This window comes from Sphingobacterium haloxyli (assembly GCF_002980525.1).
GTDB lineage: Bacteria > Bacteroidota > Bacteroidia > Sphingobacteriales > Sphingobacteriaceae > Sphingobacterium > Sphingobacterium haloxyli.
Genome location: NZ_PVBQ01000010.1, coordinates 126,251 through 142,501, shown reverse-complemented (window position 1 = coordinate 142,501; position 16,251 = coordinate 126,251). Strand labels below are relative to the sequence as shown.

Annotated in this window: 17 protein-coding genes and 1 rRNA gene; 4 read left to right on the top strand and 14 right to left on the bottom strand. The window is 42.1% G+C overall.

Annotated elements, in window-relative coordinates; genetic code table 11:
* Nucleotides 1-107 (top strand): 5S ribosomal RNA (rrf, locus tag C5745_RS13620); the annotation flags it as partial.
* A gap of 45 nt (nucleotides 108-152) precedes the next feature.
* Here rrf and C5745_RS13615 read toward each other — a convergent pair.
* Nucleotides 153-533 (bottom strand): SRPBCC domain-containing protein, encoded by a 381-nt coding sequence (locus tag C5745_RS13615; RefSeq protein WP_105717558.1) that lies wholly within the window; start codon nucleotides 531-533, stop codon nucleotides 153-155.
* A gap of 88 nt (nucleotides 534-621) precedes the next feature.
* On the opposite strand from C5745_RS13615, the gene C5745_RS13610 reads away from it, so the two are divergent.
* Nucleotides 622-1,989 carry a methyltransferase RsmF C-terminal domain-like protein gene (locus C5745_RS13610; RefSeq protein WP_105717557.1) on the top strand — a complete coding sequence of 456 codons (1,368 nt, stop codon included), beginning with the start codon at nucleotides 622-624 and terminating at the stop codon, nucleotides 1,987-1,989.
* Here C5745_RS13610 and coaBC read toward each other — a convergent pair.
* From coaBC to C5745_RS13595, 3 genes are read right to left on the bottom strand one after another with little or no spacing between them, the layout of a single operon-like run.
* Nucleotides 1,984-3,186, bottom strand: coding sequence for a bifunctional phosphopantothenoylcysteine decarboxylase/phosphopantothenate--cysteine ligase CoaBC (gene coaBC / locus C5745_RS13605; RefSeq protein ID WP_105717556.1), 1,203 nt, complete (start codon nucleotides 3,184-3,186; stop codon nucleotides 1,984-1,986). The genes C5745_RS13610 and coaBC overlap by 6 nt on opposite strands.
* 12 nt (nucleotides 3,187-3,198) lie before the next feature.
* Complete coding sequence (locus tag C5745_RS13600) at nucleotides 3,199-3,528, bottom strand: DNA-directed RNA polymerase subunit omega (protein WP_105717555.1); 330 nt, start codon at nucleotides 3,526-3,528, stop codon at nucleotides 3,199-3,201.
* Nucleotides 3,529-3,558: 30 nt separating this feature from the next.
* Complete coding sequence (locus tag C5745_RS13595; protein WP_105717554.1) at nucleotides 3,559-4,482, bottom strand: outer membrane protein assembly factor BamD; 924 nt, start codon at nucleotides 4,480-4,482, stop codon at nucleotides 3,559-3,561.
* A 229-nt stretch (nucleotides 4,483-4,711) separates the two neighbouring features.
* Between C5745_RS13595 and C5745_RS13590 the strand changes: the two genes are divergently transcribed.
* Entirely contained in the window at nucleotides 4,712-4,981 is a 270-nt protein-coding gene (locus C5745_RS13590; protein ID WP_105717553.1) for a NifU family protein, read from the top strand.
* Nucleotides 4,982-5,036: 55 nt separating this feature from the next.
* The gene (locus tag C5745_RS13585; protein ID WP_105717552.1) at nucleotides 5,037-5,684 is read left to right on the top strand and encodes a hypothetical protein; all 648 of its coding nucleotides are present in this window, start codon (nucleotides 5,037-5,039) and stop codon (nucleotides 5,682-5,684) included.
* Here C5745_RS13585 and C5745_RS13580 read toward each other — a convergent pair whose 3' ends face one another.
* The 10 genes from C5745_RS13580 to C5745_RS13535 form a co-directional block, all read right to left on the bottom strand.
* Nucleotides 5,685-6,929: an FtsX-like permease family protein gene (locus C5745_RS13580; RefSeq protein ID WP_105717551.1), complete on the bottom strand. Its 1,245-nt coding sequence runs from the start codon at nucleotides 6,927-6,929 to the stop codon at nucleotides 5,685-5,687.
* Between the two features lie 3 nt (nucleotides 6,930-6,932).
* Nucleotides 6,933-7,574 (bottom strand): MBL fold metallo-hydrolase, encoded by a 642-nt coding sequence (locus tag C5745_RS13575; RefSeq protein WP_105717550.1) that lies wholly within the window; start codon nucleotides 7,572-7,574, stop codon nucleotides 6,933-6,935.
* A 15-nt stretch (nucleotides 7,575-7,589) separates the two neighbouring features.
* Nucleotides 7,590-8,339: a shikimate dehydrogenase family protein gene (locus tag C5745_RS13570; protein WP_105717549.1), complete on the bottom strand. Its 750-nt coding sequence runs from the start codon at nucleotides 8,337-8,339 to the stop codon at nucleotides 7,590-7,592.
* Nucleotides 8,336-9,745, bottom strand: coding sequence for a tetratricopeptide repeat protein (locus C5745_RS13565; RefSeq protein WP_105717548.1), 1,410 nt, complete (start codon nucleotides 9,743-9,745; stop codon nucleotides 8,336-8,338). Before C5745_RS13565 ends, C5745_RS13570 begins: the two co-directional genes overlap by 4 nt.
* 219 nt (nucleotides 9,746-9,964) lie before the next feature.
* The gene (locus tag C5745_RS13560; RefSeq protein WP_105717568.1) at nucleotides 9,965-11,356 is read right to left on the bottom strand and encodes an OmpA family protein; all 1,392 of its coding nucleotides are present in this window, start codon (nucleotides 11,354-11,356) and stop codon (nucleotides 9,965-9,967) included.
* 247 nt (nucleotides 11,357-11,603) lie between these two features.
* On the bottom strand, nucleotides 11,604-12,614 hold the full coding sequence (locus tag C5745_RS13555; protein ID WP_105717567.1) for an inorganic phosphate transporter: 1,011 nt from the start codon (nucleotides 12,612-12,614) through the stop codon (nucleotides 11,604-11,606).
* A 5-nt stretch (nucleotides 12,615-12,619) separates the two neighbouring features.
* Nucleotides 12,620-13,267 (bottom strand): DUF47 domain-containing protein, encoded by a 648-nt coding sequence (locus C5745_RS13550; RefSeq protein ID WP_105717547.1) that lies wholly within the window; start codon nucleotides 13,265-13,267, stop codon nucleotides 12,620-12,622.
* 71 nt (nucleotides 13,268-13,338) lie between these two features.
* The gene (locus tag C5745_RS13545; protein ID WP_105717546.1) at nucleotides 13,339-14,373 is read right to left on the bottom strand and encodes a sensor histidine kinase; all 1,035 of its coding nucleotides are present in this window, start codon (nucleotides 14,371-14,373) and stop codon (nucleotides 13,339-13,341) included.
* A 50-nt stretch (nucleotides 14,374-14,423) separates the two neighbouring features.
* Nucleotides 14,424-15,077, bottom strand: a complete 654-nt coding sequence (locus C5745_RS13540; protein WP_105717545.1) for a phosphatidylserine decarboxylase family protein — start codon at nucleotides 15,075-15,077, stop codon at nucleotides 14,424-14,426.
* A 51-nt stretch (nucleotides 15,078-15,128) separates the two neighbouring features.
* Nucleotides 15,129-16,247: a toxin-antitoxin system YwqK family antitoxin gene (locus C5745_RS13535; RefSeq protein WP_105717544.1), complete on the bottom strand. Its 1,119-nt coding sequence runs from the start codon at nucleotides 16,245-16,247 to the stop codon at nucleotides 15,129-15,131.
* Nucleotides 16,248-16,251 lie beyond the last annotated feature (4 nt).

Below are 16,251 nucleotides of genomic sequence, written 5' to 3'. Positions count from 1 at the left end.
TGCCTATATCGGCGGTGTCTACCTCTTCCCATTCCGAACAGAGCAGTCAAGCCCGCCAGAGCCGATGGTACTGCCGTAAAAGGTGGGAGAGTAGGTCGGTGCCGATTTTTATACAAAGCCCCTTCAGATTACTGAAGGGGCTTTTTTATTATTCACTCTTCATAAAATTCTATAAGAGATGCCATATAGGTATCATTCCAGCCTTCTACGATATCCTCATAAGCTTCGTCTGGGATATTGGTATGCTGTACTTCGAAAGAAGTACCTCTCCTATCTTCGTGTAGTTTGATCGTGACAATAGAAGCTTCTTCCTGTTCTCCGAAGTACCATTGCTGGACTATTTTTTTATGAGGATCAAGTTGTATAAATTTTCCTGTGATAGCCCCATCCCACATGGAAAACTCACCACCCTCCCGCGGCTCTATCTCTACGGCATCTCCTGTCCAGAGTCGGATCGTGATTTCTGTCGTGAGTGCTTTATAAATATCCTCCGGAGGAGCAGCTACGATATAATACTTTTTAAAATTCTTCATGCTGTTTAATTTTGTTTATTCTGTTTCCGTCTATTTTGTAATTCCTTGCTTATTGTAGTAAATTTACAGATAATAAAACGATAACACGATGAGTAATTTTTTACCCAATGCGCTTGTTGAACGATTGAACGAGCAAGAAGGGTTTGACTCCGAAGCTTTTAATAAAGTGCACGAACAGGGTGATCAGATTACCTCGATTCGAATAAATTCACTAAAACAAAACTCCGTCCCTTTTCAAAATGCGCATCCTGTGCCGTGGTGTGATAAAGGATACTATCTCCCCGACCGTCCTGTGTTTACCTTAGATCCTTTATATCACGCTGGATGTTATTATGTACAAGAAGCGTCTTCGATGTTTGTTGCTCATATTTTAAAGGAAATAGCGCTAGAAGGTAACGCTATTAGAGCCTTAGATCTGTGTGCAGCTCCTGGCGGTAAGTCTACCTTGCTTGCAAGCTATTTAGGGAGGGAAAGTTTGCTCGTATGCAATGAAGTAATCAAGTCAAGGGCTAATATTTTATTGGATAATATTGTTCGTTGGGGAACCTCAAACATCGTCGTAACAAATAACGATCCTTCAACATTCGGCCGTTTACCCGGATATTTTGATTTGCTATTAATTGATGCGCCGTGTTCGGGCTCGGGAATGTTTCGTAAGGCTCAAGAAGCGATAGACGAATGGTCTCTAGCTAATGTAAAACTGTGCAGTGACCGGCAAAAAAGAATCGTTGGCGAATCAATAAGCACGTTAGTTAAGGACGGCTATTTGATATATTCAACATGTTCCTATTCTAAAGAAGAGAATGAAGACATACTGGACTGGATATTGACCGAGTATGGGTTTGAGTCTATTCCGATTGCTCTCGATTCCAATTGGGGGATCGAAGAGACGAGGTCAGCAAGTCATCGCGCCTTTGGCTACCGCTTCTATCCTCATAAAGCGAAGGGTGAAGGGTTTTTTGTTGCCGTATTGCGAAAAAAAGAAGACCAATCTACATTTAGCCGTAAACGCAGTAAGTTTGAGAAAAGCGGTGTGCCGCCACACGTAGTTTCCGAGTGGCTAGCGCAGAGCAGTGATTTTACCTCTTTTATGCACGGCGACCATATCCACATCTTCCCGAAGAAATACCAGGAAGACCTAAAATGGTTTCAGCAAGTACTGTATATCAAACAAGCGGGAACAATAATAGGAAAATGGACAGGCCGAGAACTGGTGCCTTACCATGATCTGGCATGTAGTGTTCATATAAAGACAGATTTGCCCGCGCAGGAGTTGTCATTAGATTTGGCACTTCAATTTTTACGAAAAGAGAGTATGCATGCAGGAGATTTTACGGGAGTAAAATCGGGTTGGTGTCTGGTACGGTATAAAGGGGTGAATTTGGGATGGGTGAAGGTATTGCCTAATAGAATAAATAACTATTACCCCAAAGAGGTCCGAATCATAAATTTATAATCCTTGATGGGCGGCGATAATAGCAACAATATCATCGGCCACCTGTTGCTTGCTTTTTAGTTCGAACTGTTGGACTTGCCCTTTTCTATCGATAACGGTAACCTTGTTGGTGTCTCCAGCGAAACCGGCTCCTTCATCTCGCATAGAATTTAATACGATATAATCCAGGTTCTTTCGTTTCAGTTTGTCCTGAGCGTTTTGAAGTTCATTTTCCGTTTCCAACGCAAACCCGACCAAGGTTTGACTGGCTGTTTTTTTCTTCCCCAACGTTGTCAAAATATCCGTTGTCTTTTTCAGCGCTATTTCGAGATTCCCGTCTTTTTTCTTGATTTTCTGAGACGCTACCTTGAGCGGAGTGTAATCGGCCACAGCCGCGCTCATAACGATAATGTCCGAGGCATCAGAATACGTAGTGCAAGCGGCCAGCATCTCTTGTGCTGAAGTGACGTCGTGTCGATTGACGTTAGGCGGTGTCGGTAGTTGAGTTGGGCCACTAACTAGCGTTACCGATGCTCCCAACGATTGCAAAGCAGATGCAATGGCATAACCCATTTTCCCGCTGGAGTGATTTCCTATGAAACGAACGGGATCGATAGCTTCGTGAGTCGGACCTGCAGACACAAGGGCTTTCTTGCCCTTCAAAGGCAGTGGCCGGTAAAAAAATTGCTGAATCTGTTGTAGGATTTCTTCCGGCTCAGCAAGCCTTCCTTCACCAACTAGACCGCTAGCAAGTTCACCACTTTCAGGAGCAATCAATATGTTCCCGAATCCTAAAAGACGTTTGACATTCTCTTGCGTACTAGGGTGGTGCCACATGTCCAGATCCATTGCTGGGGCGAACATAACGGGACACCTGGCTGAGAGATAAGTTGCTAATAATAGGTTGTCACACGAGCCATGAGCCATTTTGCTCAACGTGTTAGCAGTCGCGGGCGCTACAAGGAGTAAATCAGCGTTAAGACCTAGCTCCACATGATTATTCCAAGTTCCGGTATACCGATCAATGTAATCCGACAAAACCGGACGCTTGGACAGGGTAGCGAGTGTCAGTGGGGTGATAAACTCCTTGGCATCCGGTGTCATTAACACCTGCACAGAAGCTTTTTCTTTGACCAAAAGACGGACAAGGGACGCAATTTTATAAGCCGCAATGCTGCCACATATACCAATTACTATATTTTTGTCCTTTAGCGACATTCCTGAAACAGACTATTCTTGTTCTTTAGCCGGATTTCTAAAGTAGACTTTGTCGTTTAAAAACTCGTCTATTGCCACAAGAGAAGGCTTAGGCATACGTTCGTAGTGTTTCGATATTTCTATCTGCTCCCGGTTCTCAAAAACTTCCTCCAGATTATCATTGGTGGTTGCAAACTCAGCCAATTTACCATTCAATTCTTCTTTTACATCTACTGCGATTTGATTGGCACGTTTGGAAACGACAACGATGGACTCATAGACATTGCCGGTGCCTTTGTCTAATTGTCTTAAATCGCGTGTGACGGTTGTCGATGGGATAGAAGTGTTTTTATGTTGACTCATTGTTAAAATGTATTATGAATTTCAAATTAATTATGGTGTTACTGGAGTAGCTTCTTGCACAGCAGCCGCTTCCTTTGTAATACCAAGCTCTTGTTCGTGCTCTTCACGCATTTTATTTATCTCGTCCATGCGTCTCACAACGTAAGCAATCTGTTTTTCCGCGCCGGAGCGTAGATCATCAGCTTCCTTCTTAAATTTACTCTGCGGATAGCTTTCTACAAATGATTGGTAGTAATCGATTGCCTCATTGAAACGCGCCTCTTGTCTATAAGGCATGCTATTTTGGGCGAATAGATATTGCGATTTTAAAATCAAGAACTCAATTTCTTCTGCATATCGTGTATCCGGATACTGTCTAAGCATACTTTCGAAAGCGATCACGGCCGCTCGATAATCATCCGGCTGCCCCATATCATAATATAACTTTGCGTTGGCAAAGGCTTTCTGCTCCAACTTATCGCGTAAGTTTTGTATTAATTGTCCAGCTTCCTCTGCCCGATCACCATCCGGGTACAGGTTTATAAATAACTGAAGCTCGTCTATCGCTTTTCGGGTATTCTCTTGATCGAGCGAAGGACGTGGCGAATCCACATAGAAACAATATGCTGCCATAAAACGGCATTCCTCTGCTCGAGGGCTGTTTGGGTAAGTGGTAGCAAAATTCTTGAAGTGGTATCGGGCTGAGGTATAGTCTCTCAGCCTATAGTTTGTATAGGCCGTATAATAGTAAAGGTCCTCCGCCTCGGCCTGCCCACGGTATTTGGTCATCAGGTCCTCGAAAAGGATAACGGCTTTACTGTACTTTTTCTTTTCGTACAGCTTGACCGCCTCTTGGTATTTCATGGCAATATTGTTGCTCGCTCGAAGTTTTTCAAACTTACTTTTACAGCTGCTTACCAATACGATTAGCAGCAACCCTGCCCATAATGAAACAATACGTCTATTTATAAACATTTTACAAAGATACGTCAAATTCAAATAAGATTCAATTAAATTTTAGTGTCGCAATATAACGCAATACTGCCGTAAAAACCACTTAAACAAAGGGGTTTAACATTCTTTAACCGGACCTCTGCTCGTCTGTCAATGAAATGTTGAAATCCAGAGGTTTGTTACACTATAACACGTATAATTTTAATAAATTGCCTATCTTTACATCTTAAATAAAGGGTTTAAAACAGAAATGACATTACAAGAGCGCGTAGAGCAGGCATTGGATACCATCCGTCCTTATTTGGAAACGGACGGAGGAAACGTCGTTGTAGAAGAAATCACTCCAGACAATGTCGTTAAATTGAAGCTGTTGGGAACCTGTGCAAATTGTTCCATGAGCATCATGACGTTTAAAGCTGGGTTGGAGCAAGCAATAAAAAAGGCAGTTCCTGAAATCATCAGTGTAGAAGCGATTAATTTGACGGATATGGACGATCCCAATGCCATCAGTCCCGTATAGGAAGGGTTAACAAAAATTAACAGCCTTCTTGAGGAAGATTGTATAAATTTGAAACATGGCGGGAAGATTTTATTACATATTCACGTTGATTCTCCTTCTCTCGTCAGGAACTATACTGGCGCAGGAAAGGAAAATAGTACAATTCAGCGGGCTAATAACTTCTGTGGGAGGGGAGCTTCCTGTACCTTTTGTTACGTTAACAAACGTCAGCTTTAATAACCAAGTACACGCCGCGAATAACGAAGGTTTTTTTTCTTTTGTAGCTCATGTTGGTGACACGATTCGATTCACATCTGTCGGTTTCGATCCTGTAGAGTTTATCATTCCCGAAACAGCATCCGATAAGTTTACTGCAAAGATAAACATGAAAAGCCTCGTTATTGAATTACCGGCGGTAATGCCTTTTCCTTGGGCTAGTATAGAAGAATTCAATATGGCATTTATGGCATTAGACGTAAGCGATGACAACATATCCCGCATTCGAAATAGCCTTTCGCCGGAGGCCTTAGCGGCGTTGTCGCAGGTCGTGCCGAGAAGCGCGGAAGAAATCCAGACATTTAATGCGCTGCAGCGTCATATTAACATGTCTAATAAGACGACTAATCAACGCTTTGCCAATCCGTTATTTAGTCCGTTCGCGTGGGGGTCTTTTATAAATTCCATTGTTAAGGGCGACTATAGTCGAAAGCGTCTCGAATATTAATTAGTCTACCGAACGCATGTTTGACGTATCCCTTTCCAGTTCCCGCACGCTTAGTAACGAAGAAATATACGACACCAGAAGAGCAACCAGCATTACAGTAACAAAGACCAAGACAAAATCTAATGCACGTACATCAACAGGGTAGACTTCCATGATGGCGTTTGCTCCATCCCCAGTACGGATAATGCCAAATTTTTCCTGCAAAAGACAGAAAATAAAGCCTATCCCGATACCAATCAATCCGCCAATGAAAGCAATCATTACCCCCTCCAGAAAAAATATACGCTGAATAAGTGTCTTATCTGCCCCCAAACTAGCCAGTATGGTCATATCCTGTTTCTTATCGATGACCAGCATCGTTAAAGAACCGATGATATTAAATATCGCAATAATACCGATCACCGTTAGAATAAAAAAGACAATCCATTTTTCAGAACGCACTGTTTTGTATAGTAGCGGATTCTGTTGCTCTCTGTTTTTCACGACGAAGTTGTCGCCGAGGCTTTGTTGTATGTCTTGTTGAAAGCTTTCAACAGCACTAGAGTCTCTTGTGTAAATTTCGATAGCCGAGACATATTCATGTTCATTGAGCAGGTCTCTCGCAAATGCAATAGGTGTAATAATAAGATCGTTGAATCCAGGTTCATAATGAAGCACACCGATGGGAGCCAGCTGCCGGACGTTGATATCATCCATCGGGTTGATACTTGTGCCCGATCCTCCTTTTCTCGGAGAAAAAAGCTGTATGTCATTATCAAAACCATCGATGGGAACACGTAGATTCGCTTGTATCTGCGCACCAATTAGCGCATTGGATATGCTATCTCGTGCGATCTCCAAGCTGCCTGCGTACAGCATGCCTCGATGATCTACCGCTAAGAGGCTTTGAGGCTCTATACCTTTGATTTGCGCTACGAATTGTTGATTATCATACTGAACAAGTACCTTATCCTCTAGTATCTCTGAGTAGCTCTGTATATCGTCATTGTTGCGAAGCTCTTCAAAAACGCGTTGATTAGCGTCGAATACTTTACCCCGTGCTGGTTCTATACGGAGTTCGGGAGCAAAGGTACTATACAACGAGAGAATAAGATTTTCCATACCATTGTAAAAGGACAAAACGATAACCAATGCCGCACTGCTTACTAAAACACCGATGACGCTGATTGCAGATATAATGTTAATCGCGTTTACGGATTTTCTGGAAAACAAGTACCGTTTTGCAAAAAAGAGAGATAACTTCATATTTTACCCCCTAACGAATGGGTTGGTTTCTTTCTCGAATCCTATCGTGGTAGAAGGCCCATGTCCGGGGTAGACGACCGTCTCATCGGGTAACGTATACATTTTTCGTTGGATATTATCGAGTAATTGCTGGTGGTCGCCACCGGGTAAATCAGTTCTTCCAATACTATTGCGGAATAATACATCTCCTCCGATTACAAAGCTATTCTCCGCAGAATAGAAACAGAGGTGTGCTGGGGAATGGCCCGGAACAAATAACAGCTCCAGCGTATATTTACCGATTTTTACAGTTTGATTTTCTTCTAAGAAGAGCTCGGGAATGGGAGAACCCTCATATCGAAAGCCATACATTGGAGCCATATTCTGGACAGCGACGAGAACAGGAACCTCGCCCTCGTGAAACTGCGGAATCAATCCATATTTCTCAAATATGAACTGATTTCCTAGCACGTGATCTATATGGCAATGTGTGTTGTACAGTGCAATCGGATTTAAGTTATGTTGCGCTATAAAAGAAGTAAAAGTAGCCTCCTCTTGGTGGTTAGACATGCCCGGGTCGAAAACAGCGCATGAGCCGTTTTCATCGTATACGATATAAGTATTTTCTTGAAAAGCGTTGAATACAAAAGAATGTACGTTTAACATACCAAAAAATAATTTCTAATCTTCTTGATTCCAGATTTCCCAATTTTTCTCCGCTTGAAGGAGAAGCATCTCATACCCATTTTTGATAGCGGCACCCCGTTCTTTTCCTCTAGTCAAAAACGCTGTTTCTTCAGGATTATATATTAAATCATAAAGCAAGTGTGCCGGACTGATTCCTTCATAAGGAATATCAGGAGCATCTGCTACATTCGGATACGTTCCAACCGGCGAGCAATTAATGAGTAACTTATGGGAAGCAACAATGTCTTTAGTGAGGTCCGTATAGGTGAGATCTCCGTTGTTTTTACTTCGGCTCACGGTTTTAAAAGAGATGCCCAGTTGTTGAAGCACATAAAAAACAGATTGCGCTGCTCCCCCGTTTCCGAAGACGAGTGCCGTTGTATGCTGAGGCTTTAGAAGCGGGCGTAGCGATTGCTCAAAGCCAAATGCATCGGTATTAAATCCCTTAAGGTAAGGTTTTCCGCCTTGCCATCGTACCTGTATACAATTAACCGCATTAATCTCTGCTGCTTCCGGCGAAAACTCATTCAAAAACCGCATCACATTCCGTTTATGAGGAATCGTGACGTTGAATCCATAAAAAGTTAAGTCTCGCTCGTATAATGAGGGAAAAGTTGAAATATCCTCAACCGCATAGAGGTCGTAGTCGATGTCCTTAATGTTTTCGCGCTCAAACTTTTCCAGATAAAACTTTTTTGAAAAGGAATGTCCGAGGGGATAACCGATTAGTCCGAGTTTCTTCATGAGTTATTTTTATACTTATTGATGATGTCGACGATAATCTTATTACCCTGTAATTGCGGTAAATAATCAAACAAGATGTGAAATTTATCCGGATTCGTTGCTAATCCTAGTTCCAGAAAATTCAACGCCTCGTTGTATTTGCCCTGTGCGAATAGATAAGCAACTAGTCTATAGTAGAGCTCGGAAGCGTCAGGATTCTGCTTGATCGCGTCTCCAATAACATCGATCGCTTCCGCGTATTTACCCTGTTCGAAGTAGATGGAAGAAAAGTCTAGCCAAGCCTCCACATCTGTGGGGTTAAGTTCTACGACTTTTTTATAAGCCAATTCAGATTCTTCAAACTGCTTTAATTTATATCGGGCGTCAGCGATAGCAAACCAATAATCCGGATTGCTATTGTCTAGCTCCAAAGCTTTTTTATAAAAATGAAGAGACTCGAAATGCCGTTCATCAAAATCCAACGTCACACCTATCCCAAACCAGGCATCTGCCAGAAGGGGATCAAGTTTAACGGCCTTTTTATAATTTTCCCGGGCTTCATCCATTTGCTCGAGCTTTTCATAACACTCGCCTATAGCACAATACACATCGGCAGTAGGGCGCTCATATTCAAAAGTTTGCTTATAAACCCCAATGGCTTCTGTATATTTTTGTAGGTTAACGAGTACGTTTCCCTTGTTAAAGTAGGCAGGGACAAAGGTCTCATTAATAAGGACCGCATAATCATAAGCGTCGATCGCATCCGGAAAGTTTTCCATTCGCTCATATACCAGCCCAAGATTAAACCATGCAGCGTAAGAATACGGATCGGAATCGATATACGATTTATAAAACAGCACGCTCTCTTCCGGTCTGTCCACAATTTCATAACAGAAGGCCAAGGCGTGGAGTGCGTCGTCATTTTCCATATTTGCTTCGAGCGATCGCTTCAGATACGCTATCGCCTTTTCGTATTCGCCTTTGATCTGGTACAGTTCAGCTATTTGAAAATAAGCTTCTGCAGAATCTTCACCCAATTCAATAGCGTTTAAGAAAAGTTGTTCCCCTTCCTCTACATCGCCCTGTAATAGCGCAATATTACCCTTCAAAAGAAACGCCTCTCCGCTATTAGGCTCTAGAATAGCAGCCTTATCCAACTCTTCCAGTGCCTTCTCCAGTTGATTCGTTCGTACAAATAGCTGCGCTTTCTTGAGTAAGAAAGTCGATTCGTAGGGATGTTGGCTTTTAGCATACTCCGCCACCTGGAGCGCCTTAACGGGATCGTCTTTGTCGGTATAGTAATCAATGATACTTTCGAAGGCCTTTGCATCAAAAAAATATAGATCTTGATTGCGAAGCATTTCTTCGTATCGGTCTACGGACAATCTTTGTTCTTCAGGTGAGCCAAATTCGAAATCTTCTTCCATATCACTCCTTTCATTTTTCTATAAGTGTTGTCTCTCTTCCACAACTCCTCACCACAGAAGAAATTTATGAAGAAAATGTGAGAACTAATGATTTTGTTTTCCACATTTTCACATACAGTTCTGCAAAGATAGCGTAAATTATTGATAATAAACAGAAAAGCCGGCCCCGTATAATGGGCCGGCTTTTGCTATAGATAATTCTTTCTTAAAAAGAATTCCTTATTTTACTTTGATCTCAACACGACGGTTTTGGATACGACCTTCTTCTGTCGCGTTAGACGCGATAGGGTTGTCTTCACCGTAACCAGTTGCTGTTACACTTGAAGCAGATACACCAGCGTTAACTAAGTATTGCTTAACTGCATTAGCACGGTCATTAGATAAGTTCAAGTTGTAAGCTTCAGTACCTTCAGCAGAAGCGTAACCGTCTAAGTTTACAGAAGCGTTGTTATCACGCAATTCTTTAGCCAATTTATCTAACGTTGAGTAAGATTCAGTTTTCAATACAGAGCTATCAAATTCGAATTGAATAGGCGAGTAGTATTCTCCTTGAGTAGCGTTGTTTTGAGCTACTGGCTCAGGGAATTTGATAGGACATCCAGAACCATCAACTGGCGTACCAGCAGGTGTATTTGGACATTTATCGAATTTATCAGATACACCGTCACCGTCAGAATCTTTGCTTAATTGATCAACAGTTCCTTCTAATGTAGATACACGTTGTTTCAATGCTTCAACTTCGTTACGCAATGAAGGATCTTTCAACTCGTCGTACATCGTAGCAACCGGGTTTGTGAAAGTCAAGTTTTCTTTGTCACGAGAACCTAAAGTAAATTCTAAACCACCGTATACGTTAGAGAAACGTTGCTTGCGATCTCCATGTCTGTTTGGTCCGTATAATATAGCCTCATCAGTGAAGTTCATCGTATAACCTAAGTTCAATGCAACAACTTCAGATAATTTGAATTTTGCACCAACTCCTACCGGTACATACATACCTAGACGGAAATCACGATCCCCTGTTGCAGTACGGTCACCGAAGATCTCAGAACCCCAGCTACCTTTGTTGTTATAAACTTCTCCACCTGTGAAGTCGTTGTTCGCGTATTGTACAGGGTTAAATGCCATTACTCCTAAACCTACTTTAGCGTAGAAGTTAACTGCATTTTCTCTTCTCATGAAATCGATCGTACCTAATTGGAACACACCGTTCAAGCTACCAGCCCAGTTTACTTCTGTCTCAGCAGAACGAGCTCCAGCACTACCACTTTCGATCGCGGGACCAGATAGGTCATGGTTGTACGTTTTGATACGACCGCGGTTAGCTTCCAATTCTAAACCGAATAAGTGAGAGAATTGTTTACGGACAGTTAAACCGTAGTACTCACCTACTTTGTTTTGGAAATAACCAACTTGTTGACCAAAAGCATTGTTACCACCGATAAGCGTGTTTGGTGTAGTAATACCACCTTGGACACCGATAGACCAAGTTCTGTATTGTGATCTTCCACCAAATACAGTTGGAGTTTGCGCTTGTGCGTGCTCAGCAAAGCCTAATGCGGCTACTAGAGACGCTGCAACAGCTGTTTTTTTAATTGTAGAATAGTTCATACTCTTGTTTTTAAGGTTATTAAAAATTTTAAATTGTTTCCCTTTTTTCAAATTTAACATAACATTAACAAGAACGGTGCCAAAAAATGCCGGTTTGTTAAAATTTTATGTTAAGGCTAAAATTTGTTGTTCTTCAACTAATTTGCCCGCGTAAAAGTATAGATATTATTTAGAATACCCAAATTTTTCGCTCTTTTTTATATGATTATCAATAAAAGGATACTGTTTGTAGTGTATCCCTTACATACTATAGAATAAAGTGAATAACCGCGAGTGTTATTCCGCCCAATATGGCACTCACCGGAATGGTCAATATCCATGCCCATAATAAGCTAATAGTAACCCCCCAGCGGACGGCCGACACCCGTTTCACTACACCCACACCGATAATCGAACCTGTAATTGTATGCGTGGTAGATACTGGAATCCCGAAGTGCTCTGTTATCCCGAGCGTAGCAGCACCGGCCGTTTCCGCGGCGACACCTTCTAGTGGAGTCACTTTGGTAATTTTGGTACCCATTGTTTTTACGATTTTCCATCCCCCGCTCATCGTTCCCGCGGCGATCGCGGCGTAACACGATAGTGGGACCCAAGCAGGCATAGCTTCAAAGTCCGGGATTACCTGCTCTGCAATCAAGGCCGTGGCGATAATACCCATAACCTTTTGGGCATCATTACCTCCATGCGCAAAGCTCAATCCCGCCGACGATATCAATTGACCGACCTTAAACCACTTCTCTGCGGTTGCCGGTCGGGTTTTCTTGGCTATGTTCATAATGATCAATGTAATAATGATAGAAATGATCATACCAATGACAGGCGCCAGGACAATAAACGATGCAATTTTTAAAATTGCCGACTGGTTAACGGCTGTTACCGGATTAGCGCCCATAAACCAAGCATAGGCCATTCCTGACCCTGCAAATCCCCCGATAAGGGTGTGCGATGAACTAGATGGGATGCCATAGTACCATGTAAATAAGTTCCAAGAAATAGCCGCAACCAAACCTGCAAATATAACCTCTAATGTGATGTACTCTTCGAGAACCGTTTTAGCGATGGTGTTGGCTACTTTATGATCTGTAAAATAAAAATAGGCGGCGAAGTTCCAGATAGCTGCCCACAATACAGCCATAAAAGGTGTTAATACTTTCGTTGATACGACGGTCGCGATGGAATTGGCCGCGTCATGAAAACCATTGATGTAGTCAAACGCAATAGCCAGAACGACAACAACGATCAATAAGGTGGAAATCATCATAATTAGGCATTCTTAACTAAGATACTTTCTAATACGTTGGCTACATCCTCACACTTGTCCGTAGCATCTTCCATTGCAGAAAGCACCTCCTTGGTTTTAATGAGCGTGATAGCGTCCTTTTCGTATTCGAAAAGCTCACTTACCGCCTTATCGAAGATATAATCAGCTTTGTTCTCCACGCTGTTGATTCTTACACAAGAGTCCGTTATGTTGCGGATGTTTTTAAGATCTCTTAGCTCGTTAAGCGCCTTTGCGACATGTTCTGTCGCCTCCAAAATCAGGTCCGCTATTTCCTTCATCGCCTGGCTTGGTGTTTGCACTTTATAAAGCTCCATGCGGTTGGATGCCCCCTGTATAAAATCCGCTACATCATCCAGCGAGCTGGCTAGCGAGTGTATATCTTCCCGGTCAAAAGGAGTAATGAAATTCTTTCCCAGCTCTAAGTGGATCTGGTGTGTGATGTCGTCGCCCTTATGTTCAAGATCTTCGATCTTTTTATTCAGTTCGGCGCGTTTAGTCAAATCTGTGATGTAAACGGATTCTTTCAACGCTTTTGCCATCACAATAAGATTTGCGCCCGCTTGTTCAAACAAAGGAAAGAACTTTTTGTCCTTCGGAACGAAATACTGAAAAATGCTATTTAAAGACATAGTTATTGAATTTATGCAAAAATATGAATGAAATGTTAAGTTAATGTTAAGTTTAAAATGTTTATGGTATCTTAATGGTGTTTTGGCTGCTCCAGCGTAAATCCGAATGTCGTGCCAATACCCTCCGTACTACGTACATTAACATTTTGTTCATGCGCTTCAATTATATGTTTAACTATCGCTAAACCAAGTCCTGAACCGCCAACCTCACGCGAACGACTCGCATCCGTCCGGTAAAAGCGCTCAAATACACGGGAAAGGTTTTTTTCCTCTATACCTATACCATTATCGGTCACCTCTATCAGAACTTGCTCGAATAACGGAAAAATAGAAACAGTGGTCTTACCGTCTTTTTTACCATACTTAATGGAATTATCCAATAAATTTATGAGAACCTGTTGGACGCGCTTGCGATCCCCCTTAACAAGGATGGGGTGACTTCCCTTCCCATTATAGCGCATCTGGATACCATGTTGCCTCGCTTTCCCTTCCAGATCTTCTATACAATCTTTAATAAGCGCTACGATATCAAAATTTTCTATTGTTAAGGAGATAATACCCGTCTCCAATTTGGATATTTCGTCCAAGTCCTGAATTAAATAGCTGAGACGGTCAAGGTTACGGGCTGCTTTTTCCAGAAAATTTTTCGCCATTTCTGGATCATCATCTATTAAACCATCCTGCAATGTTTCGACATAACCCTGCGTTGCAAACAGCGGTGTTTTAAACTCATGGGAGATGTTGGAAAGAAATTCTTTACGGAATTTGGCCTGTTCTCTAAGTTTATCAAGTTCAGACAAGCGTTGCTTTGCCCAATCTTGCACCTCTCTTTCTGCGTCACGGATAGGGTCGTCCGTTATTTGTTCACCCAATGCATCCTTAAGCCCTTTTCCTAATTTCAGGTTACGAATAAGCTTATACACATTTCGGATTCTTTTGTGAATAAACCGTTCGAATAAATTGAGTAAGATGGCATAAGAAACAAGGGCAATTGTAACAAATATCAGAGCCGCTATGGTCAGGCTTCCTCTATGAAAGTAGTCAATCGTAGACGCTAGGAGCCCGATACTGCTAGCTATAAGAAGGGTAAAGATGCTCAGATTCATGAAACTTCGTGTAACGAATAACTAAAGTACAAAACCTGAACCAAATTGTTTTATATTTTTGCGATTACTGTCTTTCCCCCAACTACCTTATCGCCAATATTAACCGATATTTCCGTATCTAATGGTAAAAACAAATCCACCCGCGAACCAAACTTAATAAATCCAAACTCCTCACCTTGTGCCACGGGATCGTTTTCCTTCACATACCATACGATACGTCGCGCCATAGCGCCTGCAATCTGTCGGAATAGTACCTCCACATTCGATTGGTTTTTTACAACGATGGTCGTTCTTTCGTTGTCCGTCGAGGATTTGGGGTGCCACGCCACCAAAAATTTACCGGGATGATACTTAAAATACGAAACTACACCACTGATAGGGTTTCGGTTTACGTGGACATTTATCGGCGACATAAAAATAGAAACCTGTATTCGTCTATCTTTAAAGTACTCCGTCTCCTCCGTTTCTTCGATAACCACAACCTTCCCATCTGCAGGGCAAAGGACGATTTGCTCATCTGGTGTCACCCGTTTGACGGGGCTTCTGAAAAATTGGACAATGGCAATGAATAGGAATGCCGAAAGAGCGTATAAAAACCATTTAAGGTAGCCGGGCGCATCATAATAATCGGCAAGCGCATTAATCACGAAAACAAACAATACAACGATTGCCAAACTAGTATATCCTTCTTTATGGAATTTCATCTCGTAATGGGTAAAACTACGCTACAAATATAGCATACTTCGGTGAAATCACTAAGGTTGTTTTTCTCTTACAATACGAAAGCTATGAAAATGAAACTGTCCAGCATCATTAACACTAAGGCTGCCGTGAACCGTCAATGTGTCTGCAATCGCATTCCCGTCTTGGTCAAGCGTAGGGAAATAGAAAGGTATCTCGTTAAGTACCATTTCTAAGTAGCGATTTAACTCTTTGGTGGCCAATGCATCTTTCAATGTAACCTCCGTTGGATTTCCCTCTTTATCTAATCGTATTTCGTAACTAAATTTATCCTCAATATTCGTAAGCGTTGGGCTGCTTCTCAGCATAGCGCTGAATTTTTCCGATAAATACGTATTGAACCCGCTATAATCATCAAAGCTGCACGGCTTAGATAATAATCTCTCGGCCGTATAGAAATACGATATCGGGACGAACGCCATAGGCGTTCGATAAGTCGCGTCCAAAAAGAGGTTGTAACCTTCGGCGAGTATACCCGTGTTATCATCGAAAACCTCTTCAGTGTACAATGTTTTTTTTCCGTCGTGGTCCACCATATGGGTCGTCCAATATCCCCTCGGGAGACCATTTCTTACTTTTCCTTTACGCTCAAAAAACGGATAACCGTATTCATTATAAAAGGCAAAAGGCATGGTGAATTCATAACTACCATTCCCGTCCTTTATTCGTTGTCGGCCTCTTCTGTCCCAAAAAGCCATAATTCTAGCCGCCGCCCCATCGTAATTGACGGTTAGCATAGGTTTGCCGTCGGGATAGTAATATTTCCAATCGCCTATCGGCCTATCCTGTTCAAAGGTCACCTCCCATTTCAAAGTGCTATTAGGATGATAGGCTTTAAACGGCCCTTCTTTTACCCCTTGATTATGATACCCTCTGAGCACCACCGTTCCATTTTGGTCAAAATCTCGGAAGTCCGCATGAAAAACATTTTTTTCCACAATAAATTGTGACACCCGTTCAATGGATTTAAAAACACAATCTTTGTCGACCAAATAATAATGGTCATCAAAATAGAATCGCACAAGACCCGCAGGTATTTTCTCGAACAAGGTGACCGTTGCAGCCGTATCGGGTTGTTGCCCTCTAGCAAAGAGCGTTGTAAATAAGAGAAGTATTAATCCTGTCCGTTGCATATCT